At 43.9% G+C, this 14969-nt stretch carries 19 protein-coding genes and 1 other RNA gene; 12 read left to right on the top strand and 8 right to left on the bottom strand.

Going from position 1 to position 14969, the window contains the following annotated elements:
* The first annotated feature begins 695 nt into the window (after nt 1-695).
* Nucleotides 696-896: a hypothetical protein gene (locus F6J99_RS27605; protein WP_293117305.1), complete on the top strand. Its 201-nt coding sequence runs from the start codon at nt 696-698 to the stop codon at nt 894-896.
* A gap of 103 nt (nt 897-999) precedes the next feature.
* On the opposite strand, the gene F6J99_RS27600 is transcribed toward F6J99_RS27605, so the two are convergent.
* Entirely contained in the window at nt 1000-1194 is a 195-nt protein-coding gene (locus F6J99_RS27600) for a hypothetical protein (RefSeq protein WP_293117303.1), read from the bottom strand.
* A 344-nt stretch (nt 1195-1538) separates the two neighbouring features.
* On the opposite strand from F6J99_RS27600, the gene nblR reads away from it, so the two are divergent.
* A complete protein-coding gene (gene nblR, locus F6J99_RS27595; protein ID WP_293117300.1) occupies nt 1539-2234 on the top strand; it encodes a response regulator transcription factor NblR in 696 nt (231 codons plus the stop codon).
* A gap of 94 nt (nt 2235-2328) precedes the next feature.
* Here nblR and F6J99_RS27590 read toward each other — a convergent pair whose 3' ends face one another.
* Nucleotides 2329-2508, bottom strand: coding sequence for a hypothetical protein (locus F6J99_RS27590; RefSeq protein ID WP_293117297.1), 180 nt, complete (start codon nt 2506-2508; stop codon nt 2329-2331).
* Between F6J99_RS27590 and F6J99_RS27585 the strand changes: the two genes are divergently transcribed.
* The 4 genes from F6J99_RS27585 (at nt 2497) to F6J99_RS27570 (ending at nt 5213) form a co-directional block, all read left to right on the top strand.
* Nucleotides 2497-3063, top strand: coding sequence for a DUF192 domain-containing protein (locus F6J99_RS27585; protein WP_293117295.1), 567 nt, complete (start codon nt 2497-2499; stop codon nt 3061-3063). The genes F6J99_RS27590 and F6J99_RS27585 overlap by 12 nt on opposite strands.
* A 920-nt stretch (nt 3064-3983) precedes the next feature.
* A complete protein-coding gene (locus tag F6J99_RS27580; RefSeq protein WP_070396710.1) occupies nt 3984-4175 on the top strand; it encodes a DUF2949 domain-containing protein in 192 nt (63 codons plus the stop codon).
* Nucleotides 4176-4659: 484 nt separating this feature from the next.
* Nucleotides 4660-4803: a hypothetical protein gene (locus F6J99_RS27575; protein WP_293117292.1), complete on the top strand. Its 144-nt coding sequence runs from the start codon at nt 4660-4662 to the stop codon at nt 4801-4803.
* Between the two features lie 56 nt (nt 4804-4859).
* Nucleotides 4860-5213 (top strand): hypothetical protein, encoded by a 354-nt coding sequence (locus F6J99_RS27570; RefSeq protein WP_293117290.1) that lies wholly within the window; start codon nt 4860-4862, stop codon nt 5211-5213.
* Nucleotides 5214-5472: 259 nt separating this feature from the next.
* Here F6J99_RS27570 and nfi read toward each other — a convergent pair whose 3' ends face one another.
* Together nfi and ispD are read right to left on the bottom strand one after the other, a co-directional pair.
* Entirely contained in the window at nt 5473-6138 is a 666-nt protein-coding gene (nfi, locus tag F6J99_RS27565; protein ID WP_293055297.1) for a deoxyribonuclease V, read from the bottom strand.
* A gap of 228 nt (nt 6139-6366) precedes the next feature.
* A complete protein-coding gene (gene ispD, locus F6J99_RS27560; protein WP_293117287.1) occupies nt 6367-7071 on the bottom strand; it encodes a 2-C-methyl-D-erythritol 4-phosphate cytidylyltransferase in 705 nt (234 codons plus the stop codon).
* 126 nt (nt 7072-7197) lie between these two features.
* On the opposite strand from ispD, the gene F6J99_RS27555 reads away from it, so the two are divergent.
* Complete coding sequence (locus tag F6J99_RS27555; protein ID WP_293117285.1) at nt 7198-8160, top strand: glycosyltransferase family 9 protein; 963 nt, start codon at nt 7198-7200, stop codon at nt 8158-8160.
* Between the two features lie 260 nt (nt 8161-8420).
* On the opposite strand, the gene F6J99_RS27550 is transcribed toward F6J99_RS27555, so the two are convergent.
* The gene (locus tag F6J99_RS27550) at nt 8421-8924 is read right to left on the bottom strand and encodes a CRR6 family NdhI maturation factor (protein WP_293117283.1); all 504 of its coding nucleotides are present in this window, start codon (nt 8922-8924) and stop codon (nt 8421-8423) included.
* Nucleotides 8925-9048: 124 nt separating this feature from the next.
* Here F6J99_RS27550 and ssrS point away from each other — a divergent pair.
* A non-coding RNA gene (ssrS, locus tag F6J99_RS27545) (6S RNA) lies at nt 9049-9231 on the top strand.
* A gap of 137 nt (nt 9232-9368) precedes the next feature.
* Nucleotides 9369-9503 (top strand): hypothetical protein, encoded by a 135-nt coding sequence (locus F6J99_RS27540; protein ID WP_267876589.1) that lies wholly within the window; start codon nt 9369-9371, stop codon nt 9501-9503.
* A gap of 114 nt (nt 9504-9617) precedes the next feature.
* On the opposite strand, the gene F6J99_RS27535 is transcribed toward F6J99_RS27540, so the two are convergent.
* Nucleotides 9618-9983, bottom strand: a complete 366-nt coding sequence (locus F6J99_RS27535) for a single-stranded DNA-binding protein (protein WP_070393269.1) — start codon at nt 9981-9983, stop codon at nt 9618-9620.
* 366 nt (nt 9984-10349) lie between these two features.
* Here F6J99_RS27535 and F6J99_RS27530 point away from each other — a divergent pair, with 366 nt between their 5' ends.
* The 3 genes from F6J99_RS27530 to mreD all read left to right on the top strand — a co-directional run bounded on the left by F6J99_RS27530 (nt 10350) and on the right by mreD (nt 13008).
* Nucleotides 10350-11357 (top strand): rod shape-determining protein, encoded by a 1008-nt coding sequence (locus F6J99_RS27530; protein WP_070393270.1) that lies wholly within the window; start codon nt 10350-10352, stop codon nt 11355-11357.
* A gap of 124 nt (nt 11358-11481) precedes the next feature.
* On the top strand, nt 11482-12222 hold the full coding sequence (gene mreC / locus F6J99_RS27525) for a rod shape-determining protein MreC (RefSeq protein WP_075900053.1): 741 nt from the start codon (nt 11482-11484) through the stop codon (nt 12220-12222).
* A 240-nt stretch (nt 12223-12462) separates the two neighbouring features.
* The gene (mreD, locus tag F6J99_RS27520) at nt 12463-13008 is read left to right on the top strand and encodes a rod shape-determining protein MreD (protein WP_075900055.1); all 546 of its coding nucleotides are present in this window, start codon (nt 12463-12465) and stop codon (nt 13006-13008) included.
* Nucleotides 13009-13179: 171 nt separating this feature from the next.
* On the opposite strand, the gene F6J99_RS27515 is transcribed toward mreD, so the two are convergent.
* Together F6J99_RS27515 and F6J99_RS27510 are read right to left on the bottom strand one after the other, a co-directional pair.
* Nucleotides 13180-14019: an HAD hydrolase-like protein gene (locus F6J99_RS27515; RefSeq protein ID WP_293117279.1), complete on the bottom strand. Its 840-nt coding sequence runs from the start codon at nt 14017-14019 to the stop codon at nt 13180-13182.
* 301 nt (nt 14020-14320) lie between these two features.
* A complete protein-coding gene (locus F6J99_RS27510; protein WP_293117277.1) occupies nt 14321-14743 on the bottom strand; it encodes a hypothetical protein in 423 nt (140 codons plus the stop codon).
* Nucleotides 14744-14969 lie beyond the last annotated feature (226 nt).

The raw sequence follows: 14969 nt of genomic DNA, 5'->3' as shown, positions 1-14969 counted from the left end.
TCAAGTTTATGATCAAGAAAGAACTCAAATTATTAAAGGGTATGGATTAAAAGTAATTCGATTTAACAATGATGAAGTGTTGCATAATTTTAAGGCTGTTTGCGATCGCATTAGCAGTGAGATCCCCCCCAGCCCCCAGAAGGGGGGAGCTAGATAAAAGTCCCCCTTATTAAAAGAGTCCCCCTTATTAAGGGGGACCAACGGGGGATCCCAAGGGTGCATCTCATTTTTGTTGTTTGACAAGGTGGTGCGTTACGGGGCGGGCTGTCTAAACCCTGGCTACGAGGCGGAACATGAGGCCCCCCCTAACACACCCTACGCAACTTTTTTACAAATATGAGATGCACCCGATCCCAACTCCTCCAGCAACCCAGAAATTTGATTAATTTAAAATGTGTGATAACCAACAAAGACAATTCCATCTTCCTTATAATTCCAAATTAGTAACCAGAGCTAGAGAATTGCGGAGAAAAAGCTGTGGTATGACTATTTAAAAATTTTTAAGTTTAGAGTTTTGATACAAATACAGTTAAGGGTTTGTAGTTCAAGTATTATTACATAATTTACCTGCTCCCATCGCTTTTTTTTATTACCTCTAAAACTTCCCCAAAAAGATTTTTAAAAACCCTTGACAACTTCAATTATAATCATTACAATAATCACTATAAACCCACAATGATTTTAAGTTTCGACTTATGTCAAAAAAAATCAACCAAAACCTCAAAAAACAACCTGTTGAGCACACTCTCAAAGGTCCTCGTCAAGCGGTAATCCATAGTATGCACAGGTTTTATTCCCTAGGCTATGGGGAGATTGCCGACTGGAGCCCTTTGGAACCTACTGAAACTGCAGGAGAAGTGAGGACAACCATGATGAAGTATTGGCTGTTGCCATAACACCTTAAATTTCAGGGGGGGTTTCCCCCCCTGGCCAAGGCTCAGGTCTGGTCGAAATAGGATCACATCAGGTTCGGTTTGGGAACTAAGTGACATAAGTCATTTAAATAGCCGTGGATAATATTTCTACGGCTATTTTTTTTGTTTTGAGATATATAGAAAAAGGGAATCGGGAATCGGGAATCGGGAATCGGGAATCGGGAATTGGGAATCGGGAATTGGGAATCGGGAATCGGGAATCGGGAATCGGGAATCGGGAATCGGGAATCGGGAATCGGGAATCGGGAATCGGTGGCACAGGCTTCTAGCCTGTGACCTAACGTAACCCATAGCCCATAAGCACCTCAAGTAGCACCTCAAATAGCCTATAAGCTGAAAGCTGTTCGCGTAGCGTGCGCGTAGCGCTTAAGCTGATAACTGAAAGCTAATAACTGAAAGCTTACCTATTACCCATTACCCATTACCCATTACCCATTACCCATTACCCATTACCTATTACCCATTACCCATTACCCATTACCCATTACCTATTACCCATTACCCATTACCTATTACTCACTCAGCAAGATTTAATTACGACATGCTAAAACAGGGTTGGTATTCACCATAGTTATATCCAGCTTGTGCTGACAAGCATTATCTATGCCAAATCTGACCCTGGAAAGGAATCCCTGTGTCTTAGTTGTAGAAAACGATCAAATATTGGCGGAACGGCTGAGTCAGGACTTGAAAGAAGCAGGTTATCATACCGTCATTGCCCTTGATGCCACCGTTGCTTGCCATCAAGCCTGTGAACTCCAGCCAGCAATGGTGGTTGTGGATAGAGCCCTTTCAGGAGAATCAGGGCTGAGATTATGCGATCAGCTCAGACGTGAAGGCTCTCGCGTACCTGTAATCATGCTGATGGCTCATGACCGAGTAGAGGATCGAGTGGCTTGTATAGAAGCAGGAGCTGATGATTATTTCCTGAAACCCTATCGTAGCGAGCCATTTGTAAAAATGGTGCGCCTTTATCTAGAGCCAAAAACAGCAGGCTCCGAGCAGCTGAGGTTTGGAGAACTAACGTTAGACCTAAGCCAGCGTAGAGCCATGCGCAATGGACGGGTGATTGATTTGACCATGAAAGAGTTTGAACTGCTCAAGTATTTGATCAGCCATCCGAGGGAAGTATTAACTCGCGAACAAATTTTGGAAAATGTTTGGGGTTATGACTTTATGGGAGAGTCTAATGTCATCGAAGTCTATATTCGCTATTTACGTATCAAGATAGAAGATGAAGGTGAAAGGCGATTAATCCAGACGGTGCGTGGTGTTGGTTATGTGTTGCGGGAGGCTTAGAGTTTTGGGGTTGGAGGTTGAAGGTTGAAGGTTGAAGGTTGGAGGTTGAAGGTTGGAGGTTGAAGGTTGAAGGTTGGAGATTGGAGGTTAGAGGTTAGAGGTTAGAGGTTGGAGGTTGAACGGTGTTGGGTGAAACTATACTAGTGCCTGAGTAACCAATCAATGCCATGGTTCCCACTCCCGACTCCCGACTCCCGACTCCCGACTCCCGACTCCCCACTTCATACTTGATACTTGATACTTGATAATAGGGAAAAGGGCTATGAAGTTTCAAATCACTCTATGTTCAATAGCACTAAGTATTTTACTGATGGGCTGTTCAGCAGGGTCAGTTTCAGAAGACACTATAAATAGTAACTCTGTCAAATCTGGTCAACCGCCAGCAACAGCGCCATCAGTATCACAATCACCAACCAAATTAGGTCAAATGTTACCAATTTCTGCTGAAGCTGAAATCGCAGGTGAGCGGATTGGGCTGGAAGTGGCACAGACCCGTGAGCAAAAAGCAATGGGGTTGATGTATCGCCTATCTCTAGCAGCTGATCGGGGCATGTTATTTGGTTTCGACCCACCACAGCGTGTCAGCTTTTGGATGAAGAATGTTAAAATCGATCTCGATATGGTCTTTCTAAGAAATGGGGAAGTAAAAGCGATCGCAAAATCTGTCCCCCCGTGCGAAACCGATGAATGCCCTACCTATGGTCCAGGAATGGAAATTATTGACCAAGTGATTGAACTTCGTGGCGGACGTGCGGCTGAACTGGGTCTGAAAGTAGGTGACCAGGTAACTGTCAAGTTTCTGGATGGGAGTACTACTGCACCTAACTAATATAGCGCTACGCTTAGCGTCAGAAGTCAGAAGTCAGAAGTCAGAAGTCAGCTTAGACTTAGGTTTCGGAGTTTAGGAATGTCGCACCTCTGAATGCCTAGTGCTATATAAAGCATCAAGCCTGATGCTATCATCCCTATATATAAGCATTCAGTTGACTGCCAATAGTGTAATACTTACCTCTGTCCTGGGGCTTCTGGCGAATTAAGCTAAATTAGGGTAATCTTTCCTAAGACAGATGTAAAAAGCTCGCAAATGACTATACCCTTGATTACTAATGGCTACCCTTGACATAATTAATCAAGGTTGGGAAAACAAGGGTAGGGGTGACGCTACTGAGTCTTAGCGGTGAATCGCTAAGTTAATGGTGTGAGAAAGTGGTCTATCATAGCGTACACCAGAGTTTTTAACTTGACAGACGCTTGTTAATCAAGCGCCTTAGGGAGTGTGTGTTTAAATTTGTCGAATTTTACTTGACTATAAGCATATGAGCTTGGAAGGTCTTGCCAACTGGCTGTTTTGGCTAGGTCTAGGGGTGATGCTAGTGGGGTATTTCCGATGGGATACTGGCAAGATACATAAGATTGCTGTTCTAGGTTGACGAAAATCTCAGGTTGGCAGTGATTTAGGACACAGGTAATCAGCCTCTTAACCCTGAAAATTTATACAGGGATACTAGAGTGCTATTCCTGTCATCCTAAATCCTAGTCGGGTGATGATAGGGAAAGTTAACTCCTTTCCTATGGGATTAATTATCCTTAAAATCTTAAAACCTTCAAATTTCCGACTGTTTCGTTTGTCAGGTACAACCAATGTTCGTAATTTCCTAGTGGACAGATGAGATAGTGGCTACTGATGGTTTACACATTCAGATTACTAATTCCAAAATAGAGCCTATTAAAGGAGGTGAAAGACAACTAATGGCACCAAAAACTTATACAAAATTCTTGCATTTTCTCCAAGAAGAGTTAGCAATTTCCAGAGATTCAATTGCGATCGCACTACGACACCGGGAACAAGACCCAGGACTTTTGCCAATGATTCTTTGGCAGTATGGTTTGGTAACTCTGGAGCAATTAGATAAAATTTATGACTGGTTGGAAACAGCCTAAAGCCTGATCAATCAGGGAGGAGTAGGCAAACTATGTCTAAGGAGCTATGTCTTTGGGTTAAAATATCCCTAAGACAAATTTATAATTCTACTTTGTCCTTAACTATTTATCCCCTTATCAAAAAGAGCGGTTTGATAAGTGACTCGCTCTTTTTGTTAGATCTTGGCTATCCGAATGATAAGTATCAATGTAAGTATTCAGCCTACCGCTATCAGCTATCAGCCATTCATATAGCCTTTGTATCTGGGTTGTGAAAATACTCCCAAAGGCTAAGAGGCAAGAGGCAAGAGGCAAGAGGCAAGAGGCAAGAGGCAAGAGGCAAGAGGGGAAAGAGATCCTCAGTTTTATTGTCTAATAAAAAAAGACCATACAGGTTTACATCTCAAATACAAACGCTATAGTATGCCTGTAGCCCTTCAGCGGACTGCTGATAGTTAAATGCTTACAATGAAAGTCCACATGAACTATAGCGGGTTCTAACCTAATGAGGTACACAGGATTTTTTCCCTGTTCCCGATTCCCGATTCCCGATTCCCGATTCCCGATTCCCGATTCCCGATTCCCCATTACCTATTACCTATTACCTATTACCTATTCCCTAAAACCCAAAAATTTGTACATCACCTAATTTAAAACTGCTATAGTCATAATGGGTAGTAAGATAACTAATGGGGTTGTACTACTTTGAAACGAACAATCGTAATACTCGCTTTTGGCTTAATCTTAGGAATTTTTATCTCACAGTTTATTCCACCAGCCACAGCTTCTATAACTGTTGTAGAATCGAGAATTTCTTCTGTTGAATCTGAGATAATTAACTTGAGATTTAAACTCAATCAGTTAGAGACTCAGTTACGTCAGGTCAGCCAGTCAGTTCCTGATAGTAATCGACCCAGTCAACACCAGGGACCATCACCAACTGATAGCTATAGTAGGGTAGACGCTGATCACCCCATGTTTAAGCGTCTCGCTACCTTAGTAATAGAACTCAAGGAACGGGTTAATCGATTAGAAGAAGAGGTATTACCAAAAGAATGAAGAATGAAGAATGAAGAATGAAGAATGAAGAATGAAGAATTAAGAATTAAGAATGAAGAATTAAGAATTAAGAATTAAGAATGGAAACTTCTAACTTCTAACTTCTAAGAGGATATCTCCCAAGTTTTTTTATACTGAATTTTGCCCCCCTAGCCCCCCAACTTTGGGGGGAACAAGAGTCTATTTGCTTCTACAAGTCCCCCAAAATTGGGGGATTTAGGGGGCTTGGATGTAGCAAATGAGACTTCTCAGACAACCTCTAACTTCTCTTTGATGCTAGTTGATCTGCCCAGCGAGTTGTTTCTGGTAATCGATACTTAGATGTGCAGCGCAACACATAATCAATTGCTGTGGGTAAGCTGATGCGATGACCAATGGAAACATAGACTGGCTTAACTCCAGTCCGAGTACGCACAACGGCTCCAATGATTTCTCCATCATGGCTCAGCGGTTGCCAATTACCTTTGTTTTCGGGCAACTCCTCATGATCACCAATGAATCGGGACTTAGCCACACCAATGGTAGGAATATCTGTCAGTACCCCCAGATGGCAGGCAAGACCAAAGCGACGAGGATGGGCAATGCCCTGACCATCACACAAAATTAAGTCAGGGATAATGCTAATTTTTTCCAAAGCATCCAGTACTACAGGGACTTCTCGGAATGATAGGAAGCCTGGTACATAGGGAAAGGTAGTGGGTCTGGATGCGATCGCATTTTCCCTCAGCTGCAAGTCGGGAAAGCTTAAAACTGCTACTGCTGCCTGTGATATAGCGCCATCCTCCTCAAAACCTACATCTACACCCGCAACATACTGCACTTCCCCCAACTGATCTTCACAAATTACCTCAGGTTGTAGTTGTTGTTGAATTGCTTTAGCTTCTTCACTATTGACTGGCCAAGGGTGGCGTTGTTGGATTTCCATTCTAAATTTTATGATTGGTATAGGGCTACGCGCAAGGCAAGAGGCAAGAGGCAAGAGGCAAGAGGCAAGAGGCAAGAGGCAAGAGGCAAGAGGCAAGAGGCAAAAGTTGACGTGCATTAGCAAATGAGCTTTTATCAATGTCCTAACTTTAATGCCTAGTGCTATATGTGGAAATTTTCCATTCCCTGGCACAACTGAAACGATATTTAAGTATAATCAATTAATTAATTAACTAGATTCGGTCCCACTGAGCTCAAAACGCTGGCGCAAGATAAATTCTGCGATCGCTAAATCCACTGGGGTAGTTACCTTCAAATTCGTCTCCTCCCCTTCCACAATCTTTACTGGCAAGCTGCACCGTTCAAACAAAGCTGCATCATCCGTAACTTCCCAGCCAGCCTTACGTCCTTGGTCATGGCACTGTTTCAACAACTTCACCTCAAATCCCTGGGGTGTCTGTGCTGCCCACAATCCTTTCCGATCCGGTGTATCTTGAACAAGATTGGCTTCATCCACTACTTTAATGGTATCCTTAACAGGCACAGCGGCAATTAGACCGGGACAAGCCATTAGGACTTCGGCACACCGTGCCAGTAACTCAGGGGTAGCTAAGCATCTAGCACCATCGTGAATCAACACCCTTTCGGCTTCTGCTGGTAAAGCCTGCAAGCCATTATAGACAGATTCTTGCCGCGTTTCCCCCCCCTCAATCAACTCCACAGGTTTAGATAGGGCAAGCTCAGCTAGAATTGCTTTAAACTCTAGCGAGTCATAGGGTTGTCCGATGATCCCAATCCAGCTAATACTACTAGCTTTCTCTGCTGCTAGTAGTGTCCAAGCAAGTATTGGTTTACCTAGAAGTGTTAAAAGAAGCTTATTGCGATCGCTCCCCATCCGTCGTCCCATTCCGGCTGCTGGAATTAATAAATACACGATTTTATACCTCTTAGCTGCTGCTTTATGGCTGAGCTTAGGATATTATCCCCTGGATAGAATCAGAATTAGTCGTTCCAGCGTCAAGTTAAAATTAAGCTGATCCTGAAGCTCAAGTAATTTGAGATGAGAATACTAGCCCTTGTCCCTGGTGGAATTGGCGACCAAATCCTGTTCTTTCCCACCCTCTCACAACTAAAACAGTATTATCCCAAAGCTGAGATTGACGTTATGGTGGAACCGCGAGCCAAGGGGGCTTATCGGGTTTGTCAGTCAGTCGATGAAGTTCTAACCTTTGATTTTAAAGACCGCAATGGTCTCGCAGATTTTGGTAACTTGTTGGGAGTGATCCGCGATCGCGAGTACGATGCTGCGATGACCCTGGGACGTCGGTGGTCAGTTGGGCTGTTGCTCTGGATGACTGGTATTGTGCGTCGAATTGGTTACCAAGCTGGTTCAAGGGATTTGTTTTTTACCAACCCTGTGCCCCTAAAAACTGAGCAGTATGCTGCCCATATGTACCACGACTTACTACTAGGTTTCGGTATTAACGTTCCTTGTCAAGAACTCGCGGTTAGGGTTCCCAAATCAGATATTGAGTGGGCAGAAGCTCAACAGCAACAGCTAGACATTCCAGAAATTGGCTACATTCTTATTCATGGCGGTTCTAGTAAACTGGCTCTGTCCCAAGGAATTGATAAAATCTACCCAGTTGAGAAATGGCAGCAGATTGTTGAGGACATTCGCCAAAAACAACCCGATCTTCCCATTGTCTTGCTAAAAGGGCCAGAGGATGCAGAATGGTGCCAGGCTATGATGGAGTACCATCGTGACCTCAAAGTTACTGCACCAGAAGATATTGGTAAATTGGCAGCCATGATTGCTGGTGCTAATTTGATGCTGTGTACCGATAGTGCACCGATGCATCTAGCTGTAGCTGTTGGTACTCCTACCATTGCCTTGTTTGGTCCGACAGAAGCCAAAAAACTACTACCTGTCAAGGAGGGGGTATACGGTATTCAATCACCTACCGGTCGGATTGCTGATATCAAACCAGAAACTGTATTAGAGCAAATTTGGGGTAGCTAATAGGCTCCCAGTATTTCTTGAAAAAGTAATCAAGGTGCTTTTCTGTTATCCCCAAACTCTGTTGAGGATGGAAAGCTGACGCTATAGGGGTTGATTGAGATGATCATCAACCCGATGTGGACTTATACTTTGCACAGGTACTTTGCACAGGCATAAGCTGCCCATTCATAGTATTTCTTATGCCAAGATAGCGTTTCTTATACTGATGAGCCTCCACTCCATCTCCCCATCTCCCTATCCATCTTTTTTATGATGGGTATTCAACCAGACTTAATATCACCCCCTGAGGTTTCGATCAGATCAAACAAAGTATCATCAAGTTCATAGCCGAGTAACTGAGCCATCGACTTGAGGCGGGATGGGCTCTGTATACCCCACTGCTTTAACCATTGAGTAAGTACAAATATCTTCTGCATCACAAAAATTTCTAAGGCTTCAGAGTTGTACTGGATGCCTTCTGTACGATTAAATTGGTGGGGCACTAGCATAGCAGTATAGCGGACGAATTCCCCAGATTTCCAATCTAGTAAAAAAGGTAACCAGGGATAGGTAGCATCCAAGCGCACAAACCATAACCGCACCTCTGGGATTTCTGAGAATTCCCGAGGATCCTCAGGATCGCAATCAAAATCAATCTTAAAGCCTAGCTGCTGCTCATGGTTTGCGATCGCACCGTCTTGCAGCCACGTTTCTATCACTGTCTGAGCTGGAGACAAGTCTAAGGTTTGGAAATGGTTAGTATTTAAGGAAATGATTGTAGTCACGCAATAGTTCCAATATCAATAAAATCAGTCAAGTCTTACACTATTTTCTCCTGCTAGGCATTTCCGTGCTCAAACACCTAGATGTTGCAGATATTTTGAGCAACTACTACAATAGAGTCAGCAGGTTTTACTGGGAAGTTGGTGACTGCCAATAGTGTTTTTTGATCTATGCTCATGTATATAAGGGAACTAATCGGATTTGCGGCAGTAGACTGGGAAAATACCCAGAAACTTCAAGCGAGATTCGACGGTGCCCACCTGGTTAGCCAGGTCATAAACTGAGGTAAGACGGCTTCTTGGTGAACCTGTAGGATCAGACAATCATCGTCTGAAGGATGTGTGACTAGTGATCGGCAACTAGTGATCGGCAACTGGTAAGTAATAACCTAAATACAGGAATTGGCTGAAAAAGTTAGTGGACAGTAGGCAAAAGTATCACAAAGCTTGGCCATTGCCTCAAGTAATTTGCTATTTTATGGCGCTCACGGGATATTCCGTCAGAGCTTTGGGAGATACCCCCTGGATGCGATGGCATCTTGCCTTGGCGAGCTAGGGTCTGCCTTTGGTAGACTTTGGTAGCTAAAAAGTATCGGAACCTAGGGGAGAAATCTAGACCTATACTAGTCTAGCTATTAGTTTCCTCGAAAGCTAATAGCTAATTAGTTAGGAGGTTTGAGTATAAATCAAAACTATTCAAAATTCGGTGTTATCATAGCTGCTTACAGCGCTGGGGTCACTATCACGCTTAGAGCCAAGTAAATCAAGGCGCTCTACTCGGATCACAGGTTGTGAGCGATCAGCTCCGGTGGTGCGATCGCTCCAAGTGTCAATCTTCAAAGACCCTTTTACACCAATTAAGCTACCTTTACGCACATAATTAGCAGCTACTTCCGCCGTCTTCCCCCAAATCTCTAAGTTGAACCAGTCAGGCTGATCACTATTGCGTGTCCGTCGTCTCACTGCCAAGGCCAGTTTACACAATACACCCCCAGACTCAAAATACTTAACATCTGGGTCTGTACCTGCACGGCCGACTAAGTGGACAACATTGAGACTCATAGTTATATTGGTACTTTTGTACTGGTTATGGCTCTACAATAGCAGATTTAGCTGGTGTATAACAATTACTAACTTATTTTAACTGACCGAAGCAAGTCAATAATCAAGAGAATTCTAGTTAACTTAAGCTTAACTTGAGCCAGTGAAACCGTTGTGTATTTGCAGTTGGGTGTATTTGCAGAAATTTATTCTAAAGAGTATCCGGAGAATCATGATTACGTAGTGTACTAGCGTACTAGACTAACTGGATAAAACATAATAGAATCCACCTCAGTTACAGTTTCGGTGCAATTTCGGTTGTACACAGCATTTTGTGAGGCGTAGAAACTAGTGAGTATTTTAAATCACTTTTCCCTGTCACGGGACATGGGTATAGACCTGGGTACAGCTAACACCTTAGTCTATGTATCTGGTAAGGGCATTGTTCTTCAAGAGCCTTCTGTGGTTGCCATTGATCAAGACGAAAAGCTTCCTCTAGCCGTAGGCGAAGAGGCAAAAAAGATGTTGGGAAGAACCCCAGGTAATGTAGTTGCCCTACGTCCTTTACGGGATGGTGTGATTGCTGACTTCGATACCGCTGAACTGATGCTGAAGCACTTCATCCAGCGGGTAAACGAAGGCAAAGCCCTAGTTTCACCTCGAATTGTGATTGGTATCCCCAGCGGTGTCACAGGTGTGGAGCGACGAGCCGTCATGGAAGCCGCATTACAAGCTGGTGCTAGAGAAGTTAGGTTAATTGATGAACCAGTAGCAGCAGCCATTGGTGCTGGATTACCTGTAGCAGAACCAACCGGTAACATGATTATTGATATCGGTGGAGGCACCACTGAGGTAGCCGTTCTCAGTTTACAGGGGACCGTTCTAAGTGAATCAGTGCGTGTTGCGGGAGATGAACTGAATGAGGCAATCACTCAGTATATGAAAAAAGTCCATAACCTAGTGATTGGGGAACGGACAGCAGAAGACATCAAAATCCGCATTGGCTCAGCCTATCCGACACCTGAGGATAATGAAGCTGCCATGGAAGTGCGAGGATTACACTTGCTGTCTGGCTTACCACGAACTGTCACCATCAAACGACCAGAGATTCGTGAAAGTATGGCAGAACCCCTTTCTGTTATTGTTGATGCTGTTAAGCGCACTCTAGAACGGACTCCCCCCGAACTGGCAGCTGATATTATTGATAGAGGTATTATGCTGGCGGGTGGTGGTGCTTTATTGAAAGGATTAGATACACTTATTAGTCATGAAAGTGGCATTGTCACCCATGTGGCAGCTGATCCACTCAGCTGTGTTGTTTTGGGAACTGGTCGAGTATTAGAGAACTACAAACAGTTAGAGCGGGTGTTTAGTGGGCGTTCCCGTAATATGTAGTGGTCAGCTATTAAACATCAACCTTAAAGAGTATTTTTGTTCAATATATCAAGAGTGTAGATTGAGTGTGGCTAGTGTAAAAACTCACTGATTAGCCAAAATCTGACTATTTTATGGATAGGCTATGTACATGCTGCGTCGCTGGTGGGGGAGACATGGAGTAGCAATTATGCTGGGGAGTCTTACCCTAATTGCTGCTTGGTTACTGAGAACAACTCAGGGTGCAACAATTTTTGAAATCTATCAATTGATAACCCGCCCTTTTCAATCGCTACCTGCAAGAGAAGAAAGCCTCTCTAATGCGCGGATACTGGAACTACAACAGCAGGTAGAGGAACTCAAAACCCAAAACCAGAAGCTAAAAGAGCTGTTAGGTTATAAGAAAACCCAGAATAAACTAAGAATTGTTGCGCCTGTTGTGGGACGTAGCGCTGACAGTTGGTGGCAAGAAATCATTTTGGGAAGAGGGAGTGAAGCTGGAATCAAAACGGGCTTCGTTGTTATGGCACCTGGCGGTGTAGTGGGTAGAGTCGTTAGCGTGACACCCCACACCAGTCGTGCCTTGCTGATCAGTGACCCCACTAGTAAGGTAGGTGCCGTGATCAGCCGTAGCCGTAGCATGGGTTTTTTGGGTGGAAAAGGAACTAATCGGGCAATAATGCAGTTTTTTGATAAAGTGCCAAACGTCCGTCCTGGTGATGCTGTGGCTACCTCCACTGTTAGCCAGCTTTTCCCAGCTGGTTTACCCCTAGGACGTGTAGAGTCTGTTATTCTTGACAAAAGTCCAGCGCCAGAGGCGATTATTGAGCTGACAGCCCCCATGAGTTATCTGGAGTGGGTGATTATTCATCCCAATCACCCATGATTTATGACCAATGAACAATAACCCATGACTAATAGACCTCTTGCAAAAATATTTTGAGTTATAATAATAGTTTTGGGAAAAATTACGTAGATTGTGTACTAGGCTTATACACAAACTCTACTAGGCTTATACACAAACAAAGTACAAAGCACGTTTGTTAGTCAAAAGCGATCGCTAACTCGGAAATTCCCAGACTAGTGATTATACCAGGAAAAACTTTTGCAAGAGGTCTAATCAACAATGACCAACACGTCTCAGTTTTCTATTTGGGTTCGTCGAACAATCAATTGGGCAGTAACTGTTATTTCAGTTATCTTCTGCTCAATCTTATTACTGACACGTTTACCTGGAATGGAATTACTGGGAATCGCTCCCAACTGGCTGTTGATTTGGGTTGTGGCCTGGAGCATTAAACGCACAGCCTTTCAAGGAGCATTCGCAGGGTTGGTATTGGGGTTAGTGCAAGATGGTATGACATTCCCTGAGCCTACCCATGTCTATAGCCTTGCCATCGTGGGGATTTTGACTGCTCTGATTCAAAAGCAACGGTATATTCAGGAAGATTTTATTTCAGTAGCTTTAATTGTGTTTGGCATGGCGATTGTTGGGGAAACAGTGACTGCTATTCAGCATAGTTTTCAAGGCTCTCGCCAATTAGCACAAATCTGGACAGACCATCAGCGTATTGCCATCTGTTCTGCAATTCTCAGTAGTCTTTGGGCACCAGTCGTCTACTATCCACTCAATCGATGGTGGCAGTGGTGCAATTCAATGGAGGAATCCTAAGCCTTGATTAAGGTTGAAAGTTGAAGGTTGAAAGTTGAAGGTTGAAGATTGAAAGTTGAAGGTTGAAGGTTATGGCTCTACCGCACCTAGTATCGATAAAACCGGGCTTATAACAGTGTCTTGATCCAAAGCGCGAGTGAGGGAAACGCCCGTAGAGCCACTGCATCGCTTTTACATAGCAAGTTCCTTAGAACCAACAGCTCTAGAGAGTTCTAATAGATAAGAGGTGGCACAAAGTAGGTCGCTACAGATATGAGTGGGTTCAAACCGCTTGAGATATGATTGAGAACGAATGCCACAGGTAAGAGCTATGGTCGGAATTGAGAGGGCTTGTCCTGCGAGAATATCGGCTTCTGTATCACCAATCATCCAAGCAGATACGGACGGTTGAGCCAGCGGAGATTGTTCGGTATAGGATGAAGTACTATGCTCAGACAGTGCTTGTTGGAGAAGTTCCTGTTTGACCTGAGCATAGTTTTGATAAGCATGGTGGTTTTCTGTGGTCCCATAAATGCCGCTAAAAAGACGAGTTAAACCGTAATTGCTCAATATCTGTTTGACCTGGGATGTGCAACGCAATGTCACCAGAACTAGTCTGATACCATAAGAATGCAGCAAAGGTAAGGCCCAGTTTACGTTTGGTTGCAGCTGATCTTTGTTCAATAAGGCAGATTGATTCACAATCTTGATCACACGCCCCAAGAAGAAATCGATTTGCTCTCCTCGCAACCCTGAACGCATGGCAATTTCTTCGTCAGGGATGCGTTCTTGCTTCATTTGCCAGAACTGCTGTTTACTCATGGTCTGGATCGGTAAGCTTATACCTTTAGCTTGGTAGAAGCCTTGAGTATCGGTTAGTGCTAGCTGGTACGTGGTGTAGTAGCGATTGGAAACATCAACAATCGGACCGTCAAAATCACAGAATACGGTCAGTTGTTGCAAGTAGGGGACTGTATTTTGAGGCAGGTAAAATCGGGATAATTGCCTGTCTGGGGCAGCAACACAGTTCATAGATTAGATTTTGGCTGGGCTGGGCTTTTTGAAATACTTCTTTACAATGTACCAGTTTTAGTGTATTTTAGCACCTGGTTGACGGGACATTGATACCATTTTGTATTCTTTGGAGAAACTATTTTGATCGTTGGCGGTTTATAGCTATTTATAGTTATTTAACTATAAATAACTAATTTCATCCCTAAGTAACTGGAGCAGGACTTAGGCAAAACTAGGCAACAATTGCATTCCATTACCGCCACTTTGTACTAGCATTTGACTTCTCCCCCACTTGAAAGATGGGGGATTCTTCAGACCTTTATACTGAGGTTGTGGAAGCATACAGTTGTATTCGTCTCGGCTGAGTCAAAACAGCCCTACCCACTCTAGTTAGGTCGATGCCTAACCTTGTGGCTACCTTTGTGATTATGTTTGCGGCTCCGTTAGCGTCACTGTTAACTAGCCAGCCCTGAGATGTCTTGTACAGACCTCGCTTAACTCGTCTCCCAGACGGTTTCCACCCTTCCGGCTTGTCACCGAATACAGGCAATTCATCACCATCTAGGAAACTAGCTTTGCTAGTGTAGGATTCTTCAGTTTCTACAAACTCAATGCCGTGTTGTTCGCAGAGTTGCTGAAACCTGTCTTTAAGTCTGGCTGTTGGAATCTGAACAAAATTCTGAGTGTTCTTGTCCCCGATGTTACATTCTTGCTTCTGCTGTTTGTTGTGACCCCAAACCACTCTGCCGATAAGATGTTCTAGGCAGGGCGACCGATGAAGGCGCTCAGAGAAGTGAAAGGAGTAAAGACCTTTCCACGGCTAGGATTCAAGCCAAGTTCCCACCCGAAGGAGCATTTTGAGATGGATACATCAGGCCGAAAAGCTAGAGTATTCCCGAATCGAGATGTTTCAGAGCTAGAGGGTAAAACGTAATTAGAACCTTACATACCGCAACCAGGGACTAAGC

Origin of the sequence: Moorena sp. SIO4G3, assembly GCF_010692305.1 — a bacterium.
Classification (GTDB): domain Bacteria; phylum Cyanobacteriota; class Cyanobacteriia; order Cyanobacteriales; family Coleofasciculaceae; genus Moorena; species Moorena producens_A.
This window is presented reverse-complemented; position numbering and strand designations above follow the sequence as displayed.

Coding starts and splice junctions, on each gene's coding strand:
- mreC (WP_075900053.1), top strand. CDS start 11,482: ATGTACATGCTGCGTCGCTGGTGGGGGAGACATGGAGTAGCAATTATG.
- F6J99_RS27580 (WP_070396710.1), top strand. CDS start 3,984: ATGGCACCAAAAACTTATACAAAATTCTTGCATTTTCTCCAAGAAGAG.
- nfi (WP_293055297.1), bottom strand. CDS start 6,138: ATGGAAATCCAACAACGCCACCCTTGGCCAGTCAATAGTGAAGAAGCT.
- F6J99_RS27515 (WP_293117279.1), bottom strand. CDS start 14,019: ATGAACTGTGTTGCTGCCCCAGACAGGCAATTATCCCGATTTTACCTG.
- F6J99_RS27555 (WP_293117285.1), top strand. CDS start 7,198: ATGAGAATACTAGCCCTTGTCCCTGGTGGAATTGGCGACCAAATCCTG.
- F6J99_RS27535 (WP_070393269.1), bottom strand. CDS start 9,983: ATGAGTCTCAATGTTGTCCACTTAGTCGGCCGTGCAGGTACAGACCCA.
- nblR (WP_293117300.1), top strand. CDS start 1,539: ATGCCAAATCTGACCCTGGAAAGGAATCCCTGTGTCTTAGTTGTAGAA.
- F6J99_RS27585 (WP_293117295.1), top strand. CDS start 2,497: ATGAAGTTTCAAATCACTCTATGTTCAATAGCACTAAGTATTTTACTG.
- F6J99_RS27575 (WP_293117292.1), top strand. CDS start 4,660: ATGAGGTACACAGGATTTTTTCCCTGTTCCCGATTCCCGATTCCCGAT.
- F6J99_RS27605 (WP_293117305.1), top strand. CDS start 696: ATGTCAAAAAAAATCAACCAAAACCTCAAAAAACAACCTGTTGAGCAC.
- F6J99_RS27530 (WP_070393270.1), top strand. CDS start 10,350: ATGGGTATAGACCTGGGTACAGCTAACACCTTAGTCTATGTATCTGGT.
- mreD (WP_075900055.1), top strand. CDS start 12,463: ATGACCAACACGTCTCAGTTTTCTATTTGGGTTCGTCGAACAATCAAT.